The organism is Brevundimonas nasdae (assembly GCF_016654005.1).
In the GTDB taxonomy this organism is placed as follows: Bacteria; Pseudomonadota; Alphaproteobacteria; order Caulobacterales; family Caulobacteraceae; genus Brevundimonas; species Brevundimonas nasdae.
Window position 1 is genome coordinate 156,313 of the sequence record NZ_JAEPWN010000002.1, and the last position, 22,148, is coordinate 178,460.

The window sequence follows — 22,148 nt, forward strand, 5'->3', positions numbered from 1 at the left end:
AAACGGACAGCGGCATGGCGATTTTCAAACGCAAGGCCGCTGGACCGGCCGAGCTTGTTGCCCCTTCATCAGCCAAACGGTCGATCAGTCTGGCGCTTCAGGGCGGCGGCGCGCACGGCGCCTTCCAGTGGGGCGTTCTGGATCGACTGCTTGAGGACGACACACTTGATATAAAGGCCGTTTCCGGGGTCTCGGCGGGGGCCATGAACGGCGCCGCCTTGGTGTCCGGCCTGACGACGGGCGGTTCGGAAGGCGGTCGCGCCGCCTTGGACAAGCTGTGGCGCGAGGTCAATCAGTCCGGGGGCCGCAACGTCTTTGGCGACAGCGCCATCTGGAACGCGGCCCGCCCGCCCGAATGGCTGACGGACAACCCCTTCTGGCGCGCGGGCGAGACCTTGGCCATGACCATGTCTCCCTATGAATTCAATCCACTGAACCACAATCCTATGAACCGGGTTCTGAAGGCATCGGTGGATTTCGAGGCCGTGCGCGGGTCTGACATCAGACTGTTCGTCGCCGCCACCGCCGTGCGCCAGGCCAAGACGCGCCTGTTCACCTCGTCGGAAATCTCGGCCGATGTGCTGATGGCCAGCGCCTGTCTGCCGCATCTGTTCCAGGCGGTGGAGATCGACGGAGAGCCCTACTGGGACGGCGGCTATCTGACCAATCCCCCGCTATGGCCCCTGACGGGTGAGGACACGCCCGACGACGTGCTGCTGGTCACCCTGAACCCGATGCTGCGGGATGAAACGCCCAAGTCGTCGGGCGATATCGTCGACCGGCTGAATGAAATCGTCTTCAACGCCCCGCTGGTCGCCGAACTGCGCGCCCTGGCGATGGCGGAGGAGCTGGCGGCCGAGGGAAGTCTGAAACCCGGCGCCTTCCGCACCGTTCGCCTTCACGCCATCGAAGCGGACGGCTGGCTCAGCGATCTTGCGCTGCGGACCAAGTTCAACACCGAATGGACCTTCCTCAACGACCTGAAGGCGCGAGGACGTGCGGCCGCCGATGACTGGCTCAACACCTGTCGCCCAACTGTGGGCCTGCGCGCCAGCGTCGATCTTCAGGCCCGCTTCGCCTAGCCCACATGGCCCGCAGCGCGCGTGAGACGGTCGTTGATGGCCTCGCCCAACCCCTCGGCTGGAATGGGCGACACGGCGATGCCTGCCGGATGAGTCCGGTCTGCCTCACGCAGCAGTCGGAACAAGTTGGCGGCCGCCTCACGCAGATCGCCGGTCGGGCTCAGGCTCCAGCGCGCATCGCCGACGCCCGCGCCGAACCCCAGCAGGATCTCGCCATCGCGTGCCTGATCCGCCTCGATCCGCACCGGAGCATCCGGCGCATAATGCAGCGTCAGCCGACCGGGCGACCGATGCCCCTCGCCGCTGTCGGCCAGCGGCCCGACCACTGCCTCAATCTCTGCCCGTGTCACCGATCCGGGACGCAGCAGCGACACCTGCCCGCCCAGCACCGAGACCACCGTGCTTTCCAGGCCGACGATGCAGGGACCGCCGTCGATCGCCGCACCGACGGCGAATCCCGTCTCCTCGACGGCATCGGTGAAGGTCGTGGGGCTGGGGCGGCCCGAACGATTGGCGGAAGGCGCCACGACCGGCCCGCCGAACGCGGCCAGAACCGCCCTGGCCTTTGCATGGCCGGGCACGCGGATCGCTACGCTGTCCAGTCCGGCCCGCGCCAGATCGCACACGCGCTCGGCGTCCCGCACAGGGGTCACCAAGGTCAGCGGCCCCGGCCAGAAGGCTTCGGCCAAGGCCCGGGCCTGTGGTCCGAAAACGCCGATCTCCTCGGCCGCCGCCGCATCGGAAACGTGGGAGATCAGCGGATTGAAACGCGGCCTTCCCTTGGCTTCGAATATGGCCGCTACCGCATCGGGATTGCCGGCGTCGGCGCCCAGACCATAGACGGTCTCGGTCGCCAGCAGAATCAGCTCGCCGCGGCGCAGGCAGGTCGCGGCCTGTTCGACAGTATCGCTCATGGTCGGCGCGGGATCAGGGGGATCATGCGGTGAAGCACATTATCGCGGTCCACGAACTGATGCTTCAGCGCCCCCAGCACATGCAGGGCGATCAGGACATACAGCCCCTTCACCACCAGACCATGCGCGGTCATGAAGCCACGCGCCGCATCACGACCGCCGGAAATCGGCAGCAGCGGCCAATCGAACAGACCGAACCACAGAATCTCCCGCCCCGCCGCCGACGACGCCATCCAGCCCGTCAGGGGAATGACGATCAGCGCCGCGTAGAAAAGCACGTGAACGGCGCGCGCCAGAGCCTTCTCCCATCGCGACATATCGCCTGGCAGGGCGATGGCCGGATTGGCCAGACGCCAGCCGATTCTCGCCAGGGTCAGCACCAGAATGGTCAGGCCGACCGACTTGTGCAGGCTGATGAACTCACGCGAAATCGGCCCCTCGGTCGCCTCATGCGCCGTCACCAGCAGGACTTGCGCTAGCACGGCCGCCGCAATCGTCCAGTGCATGATCAGCGACACGATCGAATAGCGGTTTCGCGGTTCGGCCATGACTTCCCTTCCGTGACGGCATGGCGTCACTGTGCCTCGACTAAGGTCCACGCGCCAAGCCGCTTGCGGCGAACGATGGAGACGGGGCACTTAGGCCGTAAAGAATACCGAGGAAACCCATGAGCTATCGCGCCCCCGTCCGTGACCTGGCCTTCACGCTGGAAGCCATCGCCGGAATGCCTGATCTGGCGGCCACCGGCGCCTTCCCGGATTATGACGTCGATGTCGCGGGCGCCGTGCTGGAAGCTGCGGGTCAGTTCTCAGAAGGCGTGCTGGCGCCGCTGAACCGTATCGGCGACCAGAAGGGCTCGCTCTACGCCAATGGCGCCGTCACCGCCGCGCCCGGCTTCGTCGACGCCTATCGCCAGTTCGCGCAAGGCGGCTGGACCAGTCTGTCGGCCTCGACCGAGCATGGCGGTCAAGCTCTGCCCAAGGCGCTGGAGCTGGCGTCCTATGAAACCGTCCACGCCGCAAACATGGCGTTCGGCCTGTGCCCCATGCTGTCCCTGGCCGCCATTGAGGCGCTGGAGCAGGTCGGAACCGAAGACCAGAAATCGAAATATCTGACCAAGTTGATCAGCGGCGAATGGACCGGGGCCATGGTGCTGACCGAGCCGGGCGCCGGTTCCGACCTGGGCGCGCTGACCGCCACCGCCACCCCGAACGGCGACGGCACATACGCGCTGAACGGCCAGAAGATCTTCATCACCTGGGGCGACCACGACGCCACTGACAACATCGTCCATCTGGTGCTGGCCCGCCTGCCGGACGCGCCCAAGGGACCAAAGGGCATCAGCCTGTTTCTGACGCCCAAGTTCGCGGTCAAGGATGACGGCAGCCTGGGCGACCGCAACGCCTTCCGCCCGGTCGGGGTCGAACACAAGCTGGGCATCCACGCCTCGCCCACCTGCGTCATGAGCTATGAAGGCGCCCGCGCCGAACTGGTCGGTCAGCCTAACCAGGGCCTGGCCCATATGTTCGTCATGATGAACGCCGCGCGTCTGGCCGTCGGCGTCGAAGGCGTCGGCATCGCCGAACGGGCCTATCAGCACGCTCTGGCCTATGCGCTGGAGCGCCGTCAGGGCCGCTCCGTCTGGACCGGCGAAGCCAACGCCCCGATCATCGACCATCCCGATGTGCGCCGCATGCTGGCGGTGATGAAGGCCAAGACCGCCGCCGCCCGCGCCATCTGCCTGTCCACCGGCGTCGCCGCCGATCTGGCCCGCCACGCCGTGAGCGAGGCCGACCGCAAGAAGTGGAAGGCCCGCGAAGACCTGTTCACCCCCATCGCCAAGGCCTGGTCAACCGATGTCGGCTGCGAGGTCGCCTCGCTGGGCGTTCAGGTTCACGGCGGCATGGGCTTCATCGAGGAAACCGGCGCGGCCCAATACTACCGCGACGCCCGCATCGCCCCGATCTACGAAGGCACCAACGGCATCCAGGCCATGGATCTTGTCGGGCGCAAGCTGTCGATGGACGGCGGCGAGTCGGCCAAGGTCCTGATCGCTGACATGAAGGCCACGCTCGCGGACCTGTCGCGCCTCTATTCGGGCAAGCCGGTCGAGCGTTTCGACACGGCCATCGAAGCGGTTGAGGACGCCACCCTGTGGCTGCTGGACCAGAAGACCAACCCGGACGCCGCCGCCGACGTGCTGGCCGCCGCCGACGCCTATCTGAAACTGCTGGGCGACGTGGTCGGCGGCTGGATGCTGGCCAAGGGCGCGCTGGCGGCCAAGGCGAAGCTGGACGCCAACGACGGCGATCCGGTCTGGCTGCAGGGCAAGCTGGACCTGTACGAAGTCTATGCCGCCAATGTGCTGGGCCATGTGTCGAGCCGTCTGGCCGCCGTCGGCCAGGGCGGCGACCTGCTGCGCCGGATCAGCGCTGACGTGCTTGCCGGCTGATCGGGGATCGCACGGAGCGCCGGGTCAAGGCCGACCCGGCGCATCCAACAGCGCGATGGCTTCCCGAACATAGGCGGTATGGGCGATGACGCCCAGCCCGATGCCCTGCCCTTGCCCCTGGGGCTGGCCCACCGGACCTGGGGCCACGACCTCCTTGATGACCACGCCGGCGATGACGGGCGGCTGCCCCGCTGCGCCGCCGCCGGGCCTGAACACCGGGCCGCCGGAATCGCCGGGAAACACGCGGAAGTCCAAAAGGAAGGTCGGAAACACCCTGATCGGCGTCAACGGCCACGAGGCGATCCGTCCGACCCGCAGGATCGGAAAGCCCGCGCGATTTGATGACAGGCCGCCCGGAAAGCCCAACGTGAACAACTCGTCCCCCGCTGCTGCGCCCGCAGTCTCAAACTCCTCGGCTTCCGCCAGCCAGGCCAGGGGAATCGCGGCCCGTGCAAAGGCCTCCGGCGCCGTGACCTCCATCACCGCAATGTCGCGATCGGGCGGCGTGCTCCAGAGCGGGTTCAGCGCTGCATCTCGAATCTCCAGCGGCTGAGGGCTGAAACGCCATCCCCCATCCGACTGTTGGACCCGCCACCCGACCCTCGCGGACCGCTCCGGCATCTGCTCAAGCACATGACGCGCGGTGACCAGCACGGTTCGCGGCGCACCGTTCGGGCGTGGTGCATTGACCAGAAAGGCTGTCGCAACAGTTCGCAGGCCCTCGCCCGACGGCTGGTCGATCTGGACCGTGGCGTTGATGACCGCCGCTGCAGCGTCGCGCCGCGGGTCGGCCGCCCTCGCCTCTGCAAAAGCCGTCTCGACGGGTGCAGGGGCTGAAATCTGATCGGCGAACATCAATCGAACCGGCTTTTCTGGCTTTTCTTCATTTGACGCCGCCCCCCGGCGCCGCACAAGGTCCGTCACTCGAACCAGGGGGCAACGACATGAATCGACGCGAAATGATCCTATCTACGGCGATGACCGCCGCCGCAGTCGCCACGCCCGCCCTCGCCCGCCAGCCTACCGGACCCTCGATGCCCCAACCTCCTGTCGCCAAGAAAATCCCTGTCGTCATCGAACAATTGGGCCGCACCCGGACCGACGACTATCAATGGATGAAGGACGACAACTGGCAGGCTGTCCTGCGTGATCCGACCCTGATCAAGGCCGAGGTCAAGGAGCACCTGACCGCCGAGAACGCCTATCGCGAAGCCATGATGGCCTCCACCGTCCCGCTGCAAGAGACGATGTTCGCGGAGATGCGCGGACGCATCAAGGAAGACGATTCCTCCGTTCCCGCCCCCGACGGCCCGTGGGAATACTACGTCCGCTACAACACCGGCGACCAGCACCCCCTCTATTGCCGCAAGCCGCGTGACGGCGGCGCAGAGACCATTCTGCTTGACGCCAACGTCCTGGCCGAGGGCAAGGCCTATTCGGAAATCTCGGCGGCTTCCCACAGCCCCGACCACGCCCTGTTCGCCTATGCCGAGGACGCGCAAGGCTCCGAGGTTCACAAGATCTACGTCAAGGACATCGCCTCGGGCGAAGTCCTGCCCGCCGTTATCGAAAGCGCCACCGGCGACTTCACCTTCTCGCCGGACAGCCAGTGGATCTTCTGGACCAACCGCGACGACAACGGACGCCCGGACAAGATCTTCCGTCGCCCAGTGCGCGGCGGTGAAACCACCCTGGTCTATGAGGAGGCCGACGACGGCATGTTCATCGGCGTAGGCCGCACCTCCGACGACCAGTTCATCGTCATCAGCATCCAGAACCAGGAAACCTCAGAGGCGCGCTATATTCCCGGCGCCACCCCGACGGCTGAACCTGTCGTGCTGGAGCCGCGCGTGGTGGCGACCCGTTACGATGTCGATCACTGGGCAGACCGTTGGGTGATCCGCACCAATGCGGACGACGCCGTGGACTTCAAGATCATCGAGGCCCCGACCGCATCGCCCGCCAAGGCGAACTGGAAGGATCTGGTCGCCCATACGCCCGGCCGCTTCATCGAAGGCCTGGACCTGACCAGGGACCACCTGGCCCGTCAGGAGCGCGCGGACGCCAACACACGCATCATCATCCGCGACCGCGCCGGCGCTGAGCACGAGATCGCCGTGGATGAACCCGCCTTCGCCCTGTCGCTGGCGGGTGCGTCGGAGTTCAACACGGTCAAGACCCGCTACGCCTACAACTCGCCGTCGACGCCGACCCAGACGTTCGACTACGACATGGCGACGCGTGAGCGGACGCTGCGCAAGACGCAGGAAATCCCTTCGGGCCACAACATCGCCGACTATGTCGTCGAGCGGCTGAACGCCCCCGCATCCGACGGGCAGCTGGTGCCGGTGACGCTGCTGCGGCGCAAGGACACCCCGGTCGACGGCTCGGCGCCCCTGCTGCTTTACGGCTATGGCTCGTACGGCATTCCCATGCCCGCCAGTTTCTCGGCCAACCGACTGTCGCTGGTGAACCGGGGCTGGATCTACGCCATCGCCCATATCCGCGGCGGTTCGGACAAGGGCTGGGGCTGGTTCCTGGGCGCCCGGCGCATGACCAAGAAGAACACCTTCACCGACTTCATCGCCGCTGCAGAACACCTGATCGACCGCAACTACGCCGCCGCTGGAAACATCGTCGCCCAGGGCGGATCGGCCGGCGGGATGCTGATGGGCGCGGTCAACAACATGCGGCCCGACCTGTGGGCGGGCGTGATCGGCCAGGTGCCCTTCGTCGACGTGATCAACACCATGAGCGACACCTCGTTGCCCCTGACGCCGCCGGAATGGCCCGAGTGGGGCAATCCCATCGAGGACGCCGCCGCCTACGACTATATGTACAGCTACAGCCCCTATGATCAGGTCGAGGCCAAGGCCTATCCGGCGGTGCTGGCGACCGGCGGCCTGTCGGACCCGCGCGTCACCTATTGGGAGCCGGAAAAATGGGTCGCCAAGCTGCGTCCCGCCACCACCTCCGGCAAGCCGGTGCTGCTGAAGATCAACATGGAGGCCGGGCATGGCGGCGCGGCGGGCCGATTCGACTACTTGAAGGAGGTCGCCCACGACTACGCCTTCGCCATCTGGGCCATCGACAAGGGCTGGGAGAAGGCGTGAGCGAACTGTTGCTGCGCGACGTTCGGTCCGACGACTTCCCCGTCATAACCGCCATCTACGCCGAGAGTGTCGCCAACGGTCGCGGCACTTTCGAGCTGGAGCCCCCAGACGAGGCGGAAATGCGGTCGCGCTTTGCGGCTGTCGAGGCGTTGGGCCTGCCTCGCCTCGTGGTGGAGATCGACGGCGCGGTGGTCGGTTATGCCTATGCGGGGCCGTTTCGCACCCGTCAGGCCTATCGCTACATGGTCGAGGATTCGATCTACGTCGCGCCACAGGCTCGGGGGCGCGGCGTCGCCGGGGCGCTGCTCGACGCGTTGATCGTGCGATGCGAGGCGATGGGCCTGCGTCAGATGGTGGCGGTGATCGGGGATGCGGAGAACACAGGCTCCATCGCCCTGCACCGCACCCGGGGCTTCTCCGACGCAGGCGTCTTCAAGGCCGCGGGCTGGAAGCACGATGACTGGCGCGACGTCATCTTCATGCAACTGCCTCTGAACTCGGGCGCCGAGACAGCGCCCGACGCGCCGGGCTTGCCACTGGTGGACAAAAAGTCGGTTTAAGGCGGACCTGTTGTCAGCCGTCTCGGCTACAGGATCGCGAAATGCTTGGCCGTCGCATAGGCGACGACGGCCGCCGTCGTCAGCGCGCCAACGCCGCAGACGAGCAGCACCAGCCGGATATGCCGGTGCAGATGGTAAAGCAGTTCGCCAATCATCGACCGCCCCAGTTGGCGGGCTGAACAGGCCAGTCCGCCCTAACCTTGATATCGCAAGGCCGACGTTAAGCTAAATCGCGGCCTTGTGAACAGGGTTATATCAAACTAGGCGGCTTTGGACCACAGCAGCGCCGATGAAGCTGGCGAACAGCGGGTGCGGTGCGAACGGGCGGCTCTTCAGTTCGGGGTGATACTGAACGCCGATGAACCACGGATGGTCTGGGCGCTCGACCGTCTCGGGCAGCACGCCGTCGGGAGACAGACCGGCAAAGACCAGGCCCGCCTTCTGCTCGATCGCTTCGCGATAGTTGATGTTCACTTCGTAGCGATGACGGTGCCGCTCGCTGATGTCGGTCGAGCCGTAGATCTCCGCGATCTTCGATCCAGCCTTCAGCGTGGACTCATAGGCGCCCAGACGCATGGTGCCGCCCAGATCACCGCCCTGCTGACGCAGAACGCGCTGATTGCCTTGCGTCCATTCGGTCATCAGGCCGACGACCGGCTCTTCGGTCGGACCGAATTCGGTCGAGGACGCCTTGGGATAGCCCGCAAGGTTCCGCGCCGCCTCGATCACCGCCATCTGCATGCCGAAGCAGATGCCGAAATAAGGGATGTTGCGCTCACGGGCGAAACGGGCCGCCTCGATCTTGCCTTCCGAGCCGCGCTCGCCAAAGCCGCCTGGCACCAGAACCGCGTGCGCGCCCTGCAGACGCTCTTCGCAGGCCTCCGGATCGCCTTCGAAGGTGTCGGCCTCGACCCAATCAATATTGACCTTGACGTTGTTGGCTACGCCGCCGTGATGCAGCGCCTCGATCAGCGACTTATAGGCGTCTTTCAGGACGGTGTACTTGCCGACCACGGCGATGGTGACTTCGCCGTCAGGATGCAGGCGGCGGCGCGCGATTTCCTGCCACAGGGTCAGGTCGGGCTCGGGCGCATCGGTGATGCCGAAATGGGCCAGAACTTCGCGGTCCAGGCCTTCGCGGTGATAATCCAGCGGCACGGCGTAGATGTCGGCCGAATCCATCGCCTGGATGACGCCGCTTTCCCGCACGTTGCAGAACTGGCCGATCTTGCGTTTTTCCTCAGCCGGGATCGGCTGTTCGCAGCGGCACAGCAGGATGTCGGGCTGAATGCCGATCGAGCGGAGCTCCTTGACCGAGTGCTGCGTCGGCTTGGTCTTCATCTCGCCAGCGGTCTTGATGAAGGGCAACAGGGTCAGGTGGACGAAGCACGACTGGCCGCGCGGCAGGTCCTGGCCCAGCTGGCGGATGGCTTCGAAGAACGGCAGGCCTTCGATGTCGCCGACAGTGCCGCCGATTTCGACCAGCACGAAGTCCACGTCTTCGCCCGCGTCGGTCACAGCAGGCGTCAGGCAGAAGGATTTGATCTGATCGGTGACGTGCGGGATCACCTGCACCGTCGCGCCCAGATAGTCGCCGCGACGCTCCTTCTCCAGAATCGTCGAATAGATGCGGCCAGTCGTGATGTTGTCGGACTTGGCCGCCGACACGCCGGTGAACCGCTCGTAGTGGCCCAGATCCAGGTCCGTCTCGGCGCCGTCATCGGTCACGAAGACCTCGCCGTGCTGATACGGGCTCATGGTGCCCGGATCGACATTCAGATAGGGGTCGAGCTTGCGCAGGCGGACCTTATAGCCGCGAGCCTGCAGAAGAGCGCCGAGAGCGGCGGAGGCGAGGCCTTTTCCTAGCGAGGAAACCACGCCGCCGGTGATGAACACATAGCGAGCCATGGGGGGACACCTTACTCCATGATTCGCTCCCGGCGTACGGCCCGGAGCAAATCGAACTGTTGATCAAAAGAAGAAAGCGCGCCCTGCGGCGCGCTTTCGGGAAGTCGATTGTGGCCGTCCGGCTTACTGGGCGGGAGGCGACGCAGGCGCCGGAGCAGGCGTGTGGGCGGCAGCCGAAGGCAGGCTGGCTTCCAGATCGTCCAGCGAAGGCGCGGTCGGGCGTGCCGGGGCGGCAGGCTGGGGCTGAGCCGGTTGCTGCTGCTGAGTCTGCGGCTGCGTCGCCAGCGAGCCAACGGCGTTGGCGTCGATGATGGAGACAGATGCGCGATCCATGTTGCCGACAACGGTCAGGGCGATGGTCAGGGCGAAAAGGATGCCCGCCAGCCACCAGGTCACGACCGTCAGCAGATTGCCGGCACCGCGCGCCGTCATGAAGCCCGACGGGCCTCCGCCCATGCCGAGCGCGCCGCCTTCGGAGCGCTGCAGCAGCACAACGCCCGTCAGGGAGATGGCGACGATGATGATGGCGACGAGCAGGATGGTCTGGAGCATGGCGTCATTCATGTGGGCGCGGATGTGCGCCGATCAAGCGGCGGGCTCTATCATTGAAGCCCGCGCGGGGCAAACATCATGCGGCCCTGATGATCTTGAGAAAATCGTCCGCCTTCAGGGAAGCGCCGCCAACCAACGCGCCGCCGACCTCGGCCGTGGCCAGAATGTCGGCTGCATTGTCGGGTTTGACCGAGCCGCCATAGAGAATAGGCGTCTTCGCCGCGCCCTGCCCCAACCGGGCGACGATTGCAGACCGAATCGCCGCGTGCACCTCGGCGATCTGCTCCAGCGTCGGGGTCAGGCCGGTGCCGATGGCCCACACCGGCTCATAGGCGACGGCGAAATCACGTTCTGCCAGACTATCCGGCAACGAACCGGCGACCTGGGCCGACACCACGGCGACCGCATCGCCCGCTTCGCGCTGCTCCAGCGTTTCGCCGACGCAGACAATCGGCTCCAGCCCGGCGGCTATGGCCGCCTCGACCTTGGCCGCCACATCTGCGTCCGTCTCGCCAAAACCAGCACGACGTTCCGAATGCCCCAGAATCACCAGCGTAGCGCCCGCATCGGTCAGCATTTCCGCCGACACCGAGCCGGTGAATGCGCCCTGCGGCTTGTCGTGACAGTCCTGCCCGCCCAGTTCGACCTTGCCGCCGTCCAGCGTGCTCCGCATCCGATCCAGTAGGGTGGCGGGCGGGCATAGGGCCACGCGGCAGTTGGCGGATTGGGCCTTGATTGCGTCCTGCAACGCCTGGGCTTCGGCCAGAGAGGCCGTCAGGCCGTGCATCTTCCAATTGCCAGCGATCAACTTCACGGATTGTTTCATGCGGCCCTGTCTAGGCGCCCAAAACAGGTAAGCCAAGACCCGTCGCCGCAATCTGAACATCATGCCGTCCTTGCGGGGGCGCGTGTCGCCCGACTATACGCCGAAGTGACGCCACTGTCGGCCAGTCCCGGGTTTTCGAATGATCACCGCCTTCCGCGCCTTTTCCCGATCCAAATGGGCCGCCGGCCTGCTCGTCCTGATTGCGGTCAGTTTCGTGATCGTCGGCGCGCGCATGGATGTCTTCGACAACCTTGGGCCCAAGCACGTCATCAGCGCGGGCGATCGCTCGATGAGCGAAGTCGAGTTCCGCACAGCCTTCGACCGCGTGCGTGAACGCGTGCAGGAGCAGGCCGGTCGTCCGCTGACGAACGCCGACCTGGTGGCGGAAAACATCCACGTCCGCTTCCTGGACAGCCAGACCGAGCAGCTGGGCTTCCTGAACTGGGCCTGGAAGGCCGGTCTGCGTCCCGGCAAGGAGCTGATCATCAAGCAGATCCGCCAGATCCCCGCCTTCTTCAACTCAGTCACCGGCCAGTTCGATCAGCAGGCCTACCAGGCCGCACTGGCCCAACAGAACCTGACCCCGGCCATGCTGGAGCAGGATCTTCGCGACCAGTACGCGACCGAACACTTCGGCGCCGCCGTCTATGCCGGCGCCCGCGTGCCGCGCATCTATGGCGCGCTTCTGGCGGGGCAGGCGTTCGAACGCCGCGACGGCCGCTGGTTCGAAGTCACCCAGGCCATGGCGGGTCAGGTCGCTGCGCCCACCGACGCGCAACTGAACGCCTTCATTCAGGAAAACGCCGCCCGCCTTCGCGCGCCGGAGTTCCGCACGGTTTCGGTCGTGCTGTTCTCGCCGGATCCCGCCGCCAACGCGCCGATCCCGGAAGCGCGCATCGTCGAGCGCTTCAACTTCAAGAAGGACAGCCTGGGCCAGCCCGAGACCCGCACCTTCGTCACTCTGACCGCGCCGAACCGTGAGACGGCAGACAAGATCGCCGCCGCCCTGCGCTCCGGTAAGTCGCCCGTCGACGCTGGACGCGAAAACAACGTCACGCCCGCCACCTTCACCGATCAACCGCGCAGCGCCCTGGGCGACCAGGCTGTTGCGGCGGCTGTGTTCGGTCTGCAAGCGGATCAGGTGTCCACACCGATCCAGGCTGGCGTCGGTTTCGCTGTCGCCAAGGTGACCAGCATCAAGGCCGGTCAAGCCGCAACGCTTGAAAGCGCCCGTCAGGAGATCATCGCAGAACTGCGTGCTGAAGACGCCAAGACCCAGACCTACGCCAAGGTCGAGAAGTACGAAGCCGCCCACCAGGCCGGCAAGGGTCTGGCGGACGCTGCACGTGAAGCCGGTGCCCGCATCGTTGACCTGCCGCCCTTCACCCAGGACGGCAAACTGCCTAACGGCCAGGGCCTGAACGCGCCGCCGCAAATCTTCCAGACCGCCTGGACCCTGGCCAAGGGCGGCGAAAGCGATGTGATCGACGCCGGTCAGGGCCAGTATTTCGCCGTGCGCCTGAACGACATCCGCCCATCGGCCCTGCCGACCCTGGCTGAGGTTCGCGAGCCTCTGGCCGTCGAATGGACCCGTCGTGAAGTCATGCGCCGCCTGTCGGCCAAGGCCGATGAACTGGCAGGCCAGATTCGCGCTGGTCAGGACGTCGCCGCCGTCGCCCGTTCGGTCAACGCGCCGCTGATCACGCGCACCAACGTCGTGCGCGATCAGGCCACGGTTCAGTCGCTGGGTCAGGGCATTGTCCAAGGCCTGTTTGGTCAGTCCAAGGGTCAGGTCTTCGCTCAGCCCGCCTCTGAAAACGCCTATGTCGTCGGTCGCGTGGACAACATCCACGCCGCTGATCCGGCTGTCGCTGGTCCGCTGGCCGAACAAGCGCGCCCGCGCATGACGCAGGAACTGATCCAGGCCATGGTTCAGGCCTCCTTCTCCGCTGGCGCTCAACGCTCCAAGGCCAAGAACGACCCCGCGCTGGCGCGCACGGCCCTGGGCCTGTCCGCCACGGGCTCCGCTCCCGCAGCCCCGGCGCAATGACCGCAGAAGACGCAGACCGCTCCGATTTCGAAACCTTCGCCGCCGGTCTATCGATCGGTCGGCCGCAGGTGGTGGTTCGACGGATCATCGACGACCTGGAAACCCCGGTTTCAGCCTATCTGAAGCTGGGGCGCGACCGCCCTTACGCCTGTCTGCTCGAGTCGGTCGAAGGCGGGGCGGTGAAGGGTCGTTATTCGATCCTGACGCTGGACCCGGATGTCGTCTGGCGCTGCCGTGGCGATCAGGCCGAGCTGGCGCGCGGCGGCGACATCGCCAATGGCAGGTTCATCGCCGAAGCCGAACCCACGCTGAAATCGCTTCGCGCCCTGATCGCTGCGTCCAAGTTCGACCTGCCCGCCGACCTGCCCCCGATGGCCGCCGGTCTGTTCGGCGTGTTCGGCTATGACATGGTGCGTCTGCTGGAGCCTCTGGGCGCACCCAATGCCGATCCGCTGGACCTGCCCGACGCGGTGCTGACGCGCCCGTCTCTGGTGGCGATCTTCGATTCGGTTCGCCATGAGATCGTGTTAGTCTCGGCCGCCTATCCTGACGCCGGCGTGTCGGCGCAATCGGCGTTCGATTCAGCCCTGTTGCGCCTGGACGCCTTCGAGAACGCCCTGCGTGAGCCTCTGCCCGTCCGCGCGGCGCCGCAGCCTGCACCGGCCACAGTGTTCCAATCACCCGTCGATGGCGAAGGTTTCGCCGAGATGGTGGCGCGCGCCAAGGACTACATCAGTGCAGGCGACATCTTCCAGGTCGTGCTGAGCCACCGTTTCTCGGCGCCCTGGTCGGATGATCCGTTCGCCTTCTATCGGTCCCTGCGACGCCAGAACCCCTCGCCCTATCTGTTCTATCTGAACTTCGAAGGCTTCCAGCTGGCCGGGTCCAGCCCGGAGATTCTGGTTCGCTTGAAGGATGGCGAAGTCACTATCCGCCCGCTGGCCGGAACCCGCGCCCGCGGCGCCACGCCAGAGGCGGATAAGGCGCTGGAAGCCGAACTTCTGGCCGATCCGAAGGAACTGTCCGAGCATCTGATGCTGCTGGACCTGGGCCGCAATGATGTGGGCCGCGTCGCAGCCCCGGGCACTGTCGAGGTCACGGAAAGCTTCGTCGTCGAACGCTACAGCCAGGTCATGCACATCGTCTCCAACGTGCGCGGCAAGGCCGATCCAAAACTGGATGCGGTCGACACGCTTCTGGCCGCCCTGCCCGCCGGCACCCTGTCCGGCGCGCCCAAGGTCCGAGCGATGGAAGTCATCGACGAACTGGAAAGCGAAAAACGCGGCGTCGGATACGGCGGCGGCGTGGGCTATATCTCGGCCGGCGGTGAAGCGGATATCTGCATCACCCTGCGCACCGCCCTATTCGCGGACAACCGAATCTTTGTGCAGGCGGGCGCGGGCGTCGTGGCGGACAGCGATCCCGCCGCCGAATACGCCGAAACCCAGCACAAGGCGCGTGCGCCCATGCGGGCGGCTGACGACGCCTGGCGCTTCCGCACCGGCAATCGCTAACGGGTGTAGCTGGCGTTCGGGTTATCGATCTGGACGCCAGGCCCTAGGACGACGACCCCCGCCATCACGACCGCAGCCGTTGCGGCGAATGCGGCTGCGCTCAGCGCCGCCAGCGCGCTGGGCTTCGGCTCGTCCACGACCAGCCGGTCCCTGGCGGCCGCGATCTTGTCGGCGATGTCTTTTTCAGCAGTCAGTTTCACGCCCCCATCAGACGCCGCCATCGGTTAAGATGCGCTTTAACGCGACGCATGCTTGGCGAGACGGCCTGTCACGCCTAGAAGCCAAGTCATGATCCTCGTCGTCGATAACTACGACAGCTTCACCTACAATCTCGTCCACTACCTCGCGGAGTTGGGCGCGCCGACGCATGTGGTGCGCAATGACGACTTGACGGTGGATGAGGCGTGGGCGCTGAACCCCGCCGCCGTGCTGCTGTCGCCCGGTCCCTGCGCACCTGATCAGGCCGGCATCTGCCTGTCGCTGATCCAGACGGCGCCTGCATCCATGCCTATTCTGGGCGTCTGCCTGGGCCATCAGGCCATCGGTCAGGCGTTCGGCGGAGACGTGATCCGCGCCAAGACCCTGATGCACGGCAAGACCTCGCCGATCCTGCACGAGGGGAAAAGCGTCTTTGCGGGTCTGCCTTCGCCGTTCACGGCGACGCGATATCACTCGTTGGCCGTCAAGCGCGAGACCCTGCCGGACGATCTGGAAGTCACGGCCTGGACGGCGGATGGAGAGATCATGGGCCTGCAGCACCGCACCCGCCCGATCCACGGCGTCCAATTCCACCCGGAATCCATCGCCACCGAACACGGCCACGACATGCTGGCCAACTTCCTTGAGATCGCCGGCGTCAAGCGCCTCGCGGCCGCCTGATCATGGCGGACGGTTTCAAGCCGCTGCTGGCGCAGCTGGTCGATGGGCAGCCGCTGACGTCAGAACAGGCGCACGACTTCTTCGCCGCCTGCCTGCGCGGCGAACCGACCCCCGCTCAGGTCGCCGCCGCTCTCACAGCCCTGCGGATGCGCGGTGAGACGGTGGATGAAATCGCCGCCTTCGCCCTGGCGATGCGTGAAGCGTCCCTGACGCTCGATCACCCCTATGAGGTCATCGACACCTGCGGCACAGGCGGCGACGGCCAGCACACCTTCAACATCTCGACCGCAGCGGCCCTGGTGCTGGCGGGCGCGGGCTTGAAGGTCGCCAAACACGGAAACCGGGCGATTTCATCAAAGTCCGGCTCATCGGACGTGCTTTCAGTTCTGGGCGTCAACCTGATGGCGCCACAGGCCCGACAGCGTAAGGCGCTGGATGAGGCAGGCATCTGCTTCCTGTTCGCCCCCGCCTACCACGGTGCGACGCGCCATGTCGGACCTGTGCGCGCCGAGATTGGTTTTCGCACCGTTTTCAATCTGCTCGGCCCGCTTTCGAACCCAGCATCTGCAAAACGCCAGGTCATGGGCGTCTATGACCCGCGCCTGTTGGAGCCGCTGGCCGAGGTATTGGGTCGACTGGGCGCCACGCGCGCCTGGACCGTTCATGGCCAAGGTCTGGACGAGTTGGCGACTTCCGGCTCCACCGAGGTGGCGGAATGGAAGAACGGCGTCGTCCGCCGCTTCCAGGTCACGCCCGAAGACGCAGGCCTGCCCCGCGCTTCGATTGAGGCCATCCGTGGCGGGGACGGCGAAGAAAACGCCGCTGCTCTGCGCGCCCTGCTGGCGGGCGCGACCGGAGCCTATCGCGACATCGTCCTGCTGAACGCCGCCGCCGCCCTGGTCGTATCCGATCGCGCCGAAACCCTGGCCGAGGGCGCCGCCATAGCCGCGGCCTCCATTGACGAAGGCCGCGCCGCCGAAGCTCTGCAGCGACTGGCCCAGATCACCTCCACGCCGCTGGACACCGAAGAAACCGCATGACCGACGTTCTGGACCGCATCGCCGCCTATAAGCGCGAGGATGTCGCTGCGCGTAAAACTGTGACATCGCAGACCGCGATTGAGGCCCTGGCGGCGACCGCCTCTGCGCCTCGCGGCTTCCGGGCAGCGTTGGAGCGTGTGGGTGAGGAGACGGGACGTCCCGCCCTGATCGCTGAAATCAAAAAAGCCAGCCCGTCCAAGGGCCTGATTCGCCCTGACTTCGATCCGCCCGTATTGGCCCGCGCCTACGAAGCGGGCGGCGCCGCCTGTCTGTCAGTGCTGACCGACGGTCCCAGTTTCCAGGGCGACGACGCCTATCTGGGGCTGGCCCGCGACGCTACGTCCCTGCCCTGCCTGCGCAAGGACTTCCTGGTCGATCCGTGGCAGGTGGCGGAAAGCCGGGCGCTGGGCGCGGACTGTATTCTGATCATTCTGGCGATGATTGACGACACCCTGGCGGCGGAGTTGCTGTCAGAGGCGGAACGCTTCGGCATGGACGCCCTGATCGAGACCCACGACGAGGCGGAAATGGCCCGCGCCTGCGCGCTGGGCGGGGATCTGGTCGGGGTCAACAACCGCTCGCTGCGGACCTTTGAGGTCGATCTGGAGACGACGGAGCGCCTGTCCATGCTCAGCCCCGTCCGCGCCCTGCTGGTCGCCGAGAGCGGCATCTTCACGCCGGATGACGTGGCCCGCGTCTCCGCCGCCCACGCCCAGGCCATCCTGGTCGGGGAAAGCCTGATGCGGCAGGCGGATGTCGAGACGGCGACAAGGCAACTGCTGGCCGCCTGATCGCTGTTTGTCACGCAGCGCTAACGGCGCCGTTAAGTTGACATTAGGACGGAACACTTACAGAACATCGTCAATGTTCACGGCCCGTTCCGATTCGAGGAAGGGGCGCATGAGGGCCTGGCGATGCTCACGCGTAAGCAGCACGAACTGCTGATGTTCATCCACGAACGGATTCAGGAGACGGGCGTCTCTCCTTCGTTCGACGAGATGAAGGAGGCGCTGGATCTGGCGTCCAAATCGGGCATTCACCGACTGATCACGGCGCTGGAGGAACGTGGGTTCATTCGCCGCCTGGCCCACCGCGCCCGCGCGCTGGAGGTCACCAAACTGCCTGAACAGGCCACCGCCGGCGCGCCGCGTGGACGTGCGGGGTTCAAGCCCGATGTCATCGAGGGCGGCGCCAATACGCCTCGCCCCGTCGTTGCCGCCGTCGCCAACGACACCCGCGAACTGCCGCTGCTGGGCAAGATCGCCGCTGGCACACCCATCGCGGCCATCCAACACGAACAGGAACGCCTGCCGGTGCCGGAATCCATGCTGGGCAAGGGTGATCACTATCTGCTGGAGATCGAGGGCGACTCGATGATCGAAGCGGGCATCCTGAATGGCGATCTGGTCGTGATCCGTCGCGGCGACACCGCCAACAACGGCGAGATCGTCGTGGCCCTGGTCGAGGGCGAGGAAGCCACGCTGAAACGCCTGCGCCGCAAGGGCGCCTCCATCGCGTTGGAACCGGCCAACCGCAACTATGAGACCCGCATCTTCGGCCCGGATCAGGTCGAGGTTCAGGGCAAGCTGGTCGGCCTCATGCGGCGTTATCACTGACATCGGGATCAGGTTGACGCGACCAGGGCCGTTCACCTCTCACATCCGACGTCCAGACGGCCCGCCAGCGCGGGCCGTTTTCATTTTTCGTACGCCACAGCTCAACAGCGCCGCCGCGCGCGAAGTCAACGCCATCCAGAATCAACCGTCCCTGACAGGACGAAGGCAGATCTGACACCGCAGCCCGGATGCTGATCACCTCGGCTGACTGACACAGACCCTCCATTTGTTCGACGTTGGGTGCGCGCTTGCCCCACCACAGGGCGACGGGTCCGGCATCCGGAGTGTTCGGGCGGCAGGAGAAACGATCACAGGACCACCCCTCGATATCCCGTCCGACCATCTCCAGCCCCCGCCGACGCGACCACAGGTCGGCGGCGAACTCCCGCACGCCAGGTCTGACGATGATAGCCTCAACGCCACGGTGGATGGCGGCATTGGTTCCTCCATCCCCGATCCACAGATCGGGGACCGGCGCACGCGGCCAGATCATCACCGCCGCCGCGAACGGCAGTCCCAGCCATCTGAGCCGCCCGCGCCACAGGCAGACGAAGACTATGCCCAGAAAGGCGATGGGCAGGACATAATCCGGCGCACTGGGGATCGTCTGCACCGCGCCGGGAAGTCCTGCGGTCCAACTCCCGATCGCCAGCATGATGTCGACGCCCCATCCGGCCACCGCCAGAAACGGACCGCCCAAGCCGAGCGGTTCCAGCGCCGCCCCCAACGCAAGCGCAGGCATCAGGATGAAATCGGCGACCGGCGACGTGCCCAGATTGGCCAACAGCCCGTACACAGCCGTGCGGTTGAAATGCTGCATGGCGAACGGTCCCGTCGCCATCCCCGCCACTAGGCTGGCCGCGACCGCCGCGAACAGCCAACCGCCGAACCGCTGAACCGCCGCGATGGGCCAGGGCACCGATATCTCCCGCGTCCTTTTGGGCCACGCCTCGACCAGAGCGACCAGGGCCGCCGTCGCCGCAAACGACATCTGAAAGCCGGGTGTGACGACCGCTTCCGGCTGCACCAGCAGGACAATGAAGGCGGCGACCGCCAACCCATGCATCGTCACCGCCTGTCGGTTCAGCAGGATGGCCAGAAAGGCGATGGAGGCGGTGACGGCGGCGCGCTCGGCCGGCGCCGGCGCGCCTGACACGACCAAATAGGCGCCCACCGCGATCAAACCGGCGACGGCGGCGATCTTCTTGCCCGGCGTCCGCAGCGCCAGCCAGGGTACGGCCGCCACCAGCAGCCGCACCGCAAAGAAGACGAAACCGCCCACAATGGCCATGTGCAGTCCGGAGACGGACAGGATGTGCGCGAGCCCCGAATCCCGCATGATGTTGATGTCGTCCTGGCTGATCCAGGTTTCATGGCTGGTGGTCATGGCGGCGGCGATCCCGCCCGTTCTTTGCCCCAGACGCGCGACGATCCTTTCGGACAGGCCATAGCGCGCGCCATTCACCGCCATCTCCAGCCGCAGCCGCCAGGACGGAGGCGGCAGGTCGATGTGACGCGTCTCGCCAAGGCCGAACGCCACTCCGCCCATGCCCTGAAAGAAGGCGTTTCGTCCAAAATCATAGGCGCCGGGACTGGCGGGCGCCGGCGGCGGATTGAGGATGGCGAACAGGCGGATCGCCTCTCCAGGCCGGGGCGGTTCGCCGCGCACCGTGGCGCGAAGACGCACAGGCGTGTCCTGCGGCGCCACGCCGCGTATCCAGACCGGCGCGATCACGACGCGGGCGCCGCGCTGCCCCGGACTGTCGACATCGACCACCCAGGCCTCGATAGAGGTCGGTCGGCTCAAGGCAGGCGCAATAGGCGCTGTGACCATGTCCGTGCGCAGCTTGGCCGCCGTGACGCCGCCGCACAGGCAGGCCAGAATCATCAGGGGCCAGGTGAACCGACGCGACCATCCGCGTCGCCGCGCTGCAAACCATGTCCCAACCGCTGCCCCGCTGAGCAGGATCAAGATCAAAAGCGCCGGTTCGGCTCGGAGCGAAAAATAGATCCCACTGCCGCACCCAAAGGCGACCGGGCCCCATAGCCGCCAGCGGAGGGCCTGAGCCTCGATTTGGTAGCGCAACCAAACGCGCAATCGCGCGGCGGGGGTAGGCTTTGCTGCATCGGGGCGTATAAGGGCGTCGCTTACGGACCCTCCCCCAATGACCTCACCTTCCTCGACAGTTGTCACCCGCTTCGCCCCCTCGCCGACAGGCTATCTCCATATTGGCGGTGCGAGAACAGCATTATTCAACTGGTTGTACGCCAAGAGACACGCTGGACGTTTCCTGATCCGTATCGAGGATACGGACCGTGAACGGTCCACCGACGAAGCGGTGAAGGCGATCTTCGACGGGCTGAGCTGGCTGGAGCTGTTCGCCGACGAAGAACCGGTGTTCCAGTTCAGGCGCGCTGATCGGCATCGCGAGGTGGTCAACGCCTTGCTGGAAACCGGCCACGCCTATCGGGACTTCACCTCCGCTGAAGAAACCGGACGACTGCGTGACGAAGCCAAGGCCGAGAAACGGACCTTCGAATCGCCTTGGCGCGACCGCGAACCGACCGTCGACGATCTGGCCCTGCCCCACGTCGTGCGTTTCCGCAGGCCGCAGGCCGCGACGGTCACCGTGAATGACGAAGTCCAGGGCGCAGTCAGCTGGTCGACGAACGACCTCGACGATCTGGTTCTGCTGCGCTCCGATGGTGCGCCGACCTATAATCTGGCTGTTGTCGTCGATGACCACGACATGGGCGTGACCCACGTCATTCGCGGCGATGACCACCTGAACAACGCCGCCCGTCAGAGCCTGATCTATGATGCGCTGGGCTGGACCCGGCCCAGCTTCGCCCATATCCCGCTGATTCACGGCCCGGACGGCGCCAAGCTGTCCAAGCGTCACGGCGCTCAGGCGGTGCACGAATACGCCGAGATGGGCTACCTGCCTGAGGCCATGCGCAACTATCTGGCGCGCCTGGGCTGGGCGCACGGCGACGACGAGCTGTTCAGCGACGCCCAGGCTGTCGAATGGTTCGGTTTCGACGGCATCGGCAAGGCGCCGGCCCGCCTGGACTTCGACAAGCTGGCCCATGTCAACGCGCACTGGCTGCGCCTGGCCGATGACGAACGACTGGCCAAGCTGGCTCTGGACGCCCACCTTCAGCGCGGGCGTGAAATCGCCGAGGACGACGAAGCCAAGCTGCAACGCGCCATGCCATTGGTGAAGGACCGCGCCAAAACGACGCTGGAATTGGCCGAGCAGACGGAATTCGTTCTCAAGGCCCGCCCTCTGGCGCTGGACGACAAGGCGCGCGGCATGTTGGCGGGCGAGACGCTGGAGCGTCTGGGCCGCCTGCGCGACCGTCTGGCGCTGTTCCAGTCGTGGGATGTTTTCGCACTGGAAGCCGAACTCAAAAGCTTCGCCGAATCCGAAAATGTCGGCTTCGGAAAGATCGGGCCGCCCATGCGCGCGGCTCTTACCGCAGGGGCAACTTCGCCTGATATCGCAAGAACTTTATCCGCTCTTGGCCGCGACGAAAGTCTCGGGCGCTTGGATGATGCGCTGCAACAGACTAAGTGACACCCACAAACCAAAGCGCCCGACGCCTCCCCGCGCCTGGACGTATGATGCAAAGGGGCAT

Annotated in this window: 20 protein-coding genes; 11 read left to right on the forward strand and 9 right to left on the reverse strand. The window is 65.9% G+C overall.

The window, feature by feature from the left end:
- The first annotated feature begins 14 nt into the window (after window positions 1-14).
- Window positions 15-1,082, forward strand: coding sequence for a patatin-like phospholipase family protein (locus JKF87_RS04025; protein ID WP_201097532.1), 1,068 nt, complete (start codon window positions 15-17; stop codon window positions 1,080-1,082).
- Here JKF87_RS04025 and JKF87_RS04030 read toward each other — a convergent pair.
- Together JKF87_RS04030 and JKF87_RS04035 are read right to left on the reverse strand one after the other, a co-directional pair.
- The gene (locus tag JKF87_RS04030) at window positions 1,079-1,996 is read right to left on the reverse strand and encodes an L-threonylcarbamoyladenylate synthase (RefSeq protein ID WP_201097534.1); all 918 of its coding nucleotides are present in this window, start codon (window positions 1,994-1,996) and stop codon (window positions 1,079-1,081) included. The genes JKF87_RS04025 and JKF87_RS04030 overlap by 4 nt on opposite strands.
- The gene (locus tag JKF87_RS04035) at window positions 1,993-2,544 is read right to left on the reverse strand and encodes a cytochrome b (protein ID WP_201097536.1); all 552 of its coding nucleotides are present in this window, start codon (window positions 2,542-2,544) and stop codon (window positions 1,993-1,995) included. Before JKF87_RS04035 ends, JKF87_RS04030 begins: the two co-directional genes overlap by 4 nt.
- A gap of 119 nt (window positions 2,545-2,663) precedes the next feature.
- On the opposite strand from JKF87_RS04035, the gene JKF87_RS04040 reads away from it, so the two are divergent.
- The gene (locus JKF87_RS04040) at window positions 2,664-4,448 is read left to right on the forward strand and encodes an acyl-CoA dehydrogenase (RefSeq protein WP_201097538.1); all 1,785 of its coding nucleotides are present in this window, start codon (window positions 2,664-2,666) and stop codon (window positions 4,446-4,448) included.
- Window positions 4,449-4,472: 24 nt separating this feature from the next.
- Here JKF87_RS04040 and JKF87_RS04045 read toward each other — a convergent pair whose 3' ends face one another.
- Complete coding sequence (locus tag JKF87_RS04045; protein WP_201097540.1) at window positions 4,473-5,303, reverse strand: trypsin-like serine peptidase; 831 nt, start codon at window positions 5,301-5,303, stop codon at window positions 4,473-4,475.
- A gap of 89 nt (window positions 5,304-5,392) precedes the next feature.
- On the opposite strand from JKF87_RS04045, the gene JKF87_RS04050 reads away from it, so the two are divergent.
- Window positions 5,393-7,561 carry a S9 family peptidase gene (locus tag JKF87_RS04050; RefSeq protein ID WP_201097542.1) on the forward strand — a complete coding sequence of 723 codons (2,169 nt, stop codon included), beginning with the start codon at window positions 5,393-5,395 and terminating at the stop codon, window positions 7,559-7,561.
- A 5-nt stretch (window positions 7,562-7,566) separates the two neighbouring features.
- On the forward strand, window positions 7,567-8,121 hold the full coding sequence (locus JKF87_RS04055) for a GNAT family N-acetyltransferase (protein WP_201098183.1): 555 nt from the start codon (window positions 7,567-7,569) through the stop codon (window positions 8,119-8,121).
- A 26-nt stretch (window positions 8,122-8,147) separates the two neighbouring features.
- Here JKF87_RS04055 and JKF87_RS18485 read toward each other — a convergent pair whose 3' ends face one another.
- The 4 genes from JKF87_RS18485 to tpiA all read right to left on the reverse strand — a co-directional run bounded on the left by JKF87_RS18485 (window position 8,148) and on the right by tpiA (window position 11,407).
- Entirely contained in the window at window positions 8,148-8,276 is a 129-nt protein-coding gene (locus tag JKF87_RS18485) for a hypothetical protein (protein WP_257903738.1), read from the reverse strand.
- A 100-nt stretch (window positions 8,277-8,376) separates the two neighbouring features.
- Window positions 8,377-10,029: a CTP synthase gene (locus JKF87_RS04060; protein ID WP_201097544.1), complete on the reverse strand. Its 1,653-nt coding sequence runs from the start codon at window positions 10,027-10,029 to the stop codon at window positions 8,377-8,379.
- Window positions 10,030-10,152: 123 nt separating this feature from the next.
- Window positions 10,153-10,581 (reverse strand): preprotein translocase subunit SecG, encoded by a 429-nt coding sequence (gene secG, locus JKF87_RS04065; RefSeq protein ID WP_370874286.1) that lies wholly within the window; start codon window positions 10,579-10,581, stop codon window positions 10,153-10,155.
- A 76-nt stretch (window positions 10,582-10,657) separates the two neighbouring features.
- Complete coding sequence (gene tpiA / locus JKF87_RS04070; protein ID WP_201097548.1) at window positions 10,658-11,407, reverse strand: triose-phosphate isomerase; 750 nt, start codon at window positions 11,405-11,407, stop codon at window positions 10,658-10,660.
- A 139-nt stretch (window positions 11,408-11,546) separates the two neighbouring features.
- Between tpiA and JKF87_RS04075 the strand changes: the two genes are divergently transcribed.
- Together JKF87_RS04075 and trpE are read left to right on the forward strand one after the other, a co-directional pair.
- Complete coding sequence (locus tag JKF87_RS04075) at window positions 11,547-13,457, forward strand: peptidylprolyl isomerase (protein ID WP_201097550.1); 1,911 nt, start codon at window positions 11,547-11,549, stop codon at window positions 13,455-13,457.
- Window positions 13,454-14,971 (forward strand): anthranilate synthase component I, encoded by a 1,518-nt coding sequence (gene trpE, locus JKF87_RS04080; RefSeq protein WP_201097552.1) that lies wholly within the window; start codon window positions 13,454-13,456, stop codon window positions 14,969-14,971. The genes JKF87_RS04075 and trpE overlap by 4 nt, the downstream gene beginning before the upstream one ends.
- Here the strand turns inward: trpE and JKF87_RS04085 are convergent.
- Window positions 14,968-15,171 (reverse strand): peptidoglycan-binding protein, encoded by a 204-nt coding sequence (locus JKF87_RS04085; protein WP_307417395.1) that lies wholly within the window; start codon window positions 15,169-15,171, stop codon window positions 14,968-14,970. The genes trpE and JKF87_RS04085 overlap by 4 nt on opposite strands.
- 88 nt (window positions 15,172-15,259) lie before the next feature.
- On the opposite strand from JKF87_RS04085, the gene JKF87_RS04090 reads away from it, so the two are divergent.
- The 4 genes from JKF87_RS04090 to lexA all read left to right on the forward strand — a co-directional run bounded on the left by JKF87_RS04090 (window position 15,260) and on the right by lexA (window position 18,506).
- Window positions 15,260-15,850 (forward strand): anthranilate synthase component II, encoded by a 591-nt coding sequence (locus JKF87_RS04090; protein WP_201097554.1) that lies wholly within the window; start codon window positions 15,260-15,262, stop codon window positions 15,848-15,850.
- A gap of 2 nt (window positions 15,851-15,852) precedes the next feature.
- The gene (gene trpD, locus JKF87_RS04095) at window positions 15,853-16,890 is read left to right on the forward strand and encodes an anthranilate phosphoribosyltransferase (protein WP_201097556.1); all 1,038 of its coding nucleotides are present in this window, start codon (window positions 15,853-15,855) and stop codon (window positions 16,888-16,890) included.
- The gene (trpC, locus tag JKF87_RS04100) at window positions 16,887-17,681 is read left to right on the forward strand and encodes an indole-3-glycerol phosphate synthase TrpC (RefSeq protein WP_201097558.1); all 795 of its coding nucleotides are present in this window, start codon (window positions 16,887-16,889) and stop codon (window positions 17,679-17,681) included. Before trpD ends, trpC begins: the two co-directional genes overlap by 4 nt.
- Window positions 17,682-17,804: 123 nt before the next feature.
- The gene (gene lexA, locus JKF87_RS04105) at window positions 17,805-18,506 is read left to right on the forward strand and encodes a transcriptional repressor LexA (protein WP_201097560.1); all 702 of its coding nucleotides are present in this window, start codon (window positions 17,805-17,807) and stop codon (window positions 18,504-18,506) included.
- On the opposite strand, the gene JKF87_RS04110 is transcribed toward lexA, so the two are convergent.
- Window positions 18,487-20,700 (reverse strand): ComEC/Rec2 family competence protein, encoded by a 2,214-nt coding sequence (locus JKF87_RS04110; RefSeq protein ID WP_307417401.1) that lies wholly within the window; start codon window positions 20,698-20,700, stop codon window positions 18,487-18,489. The two genes, lexA and JKF87_RS04110, sit on opposite strands and share 20 nt — an antisense overlap.
- On the opposite strand from JKF87_RS04110, the gene gltX reads away from it, so the two are divergent.
- On the forward strand, window positions 20,672-22,087 hold the full coding sequence (gene gltX, locus JKF87_RS04115) for a glutamate--tRNA ligase (protein ID WP_201097565.1): 1,416 nt from the start codon (window positions 20,672-20,674) through the stop codon (window positions 22,085-22,087). The two genes, JKF87_RS04110 and gltX, sit on opposite strands and share 29 nt — an antisense overlap.
- Window positions 22,088-22,148 lie beyond the last annotated feature (61 nt).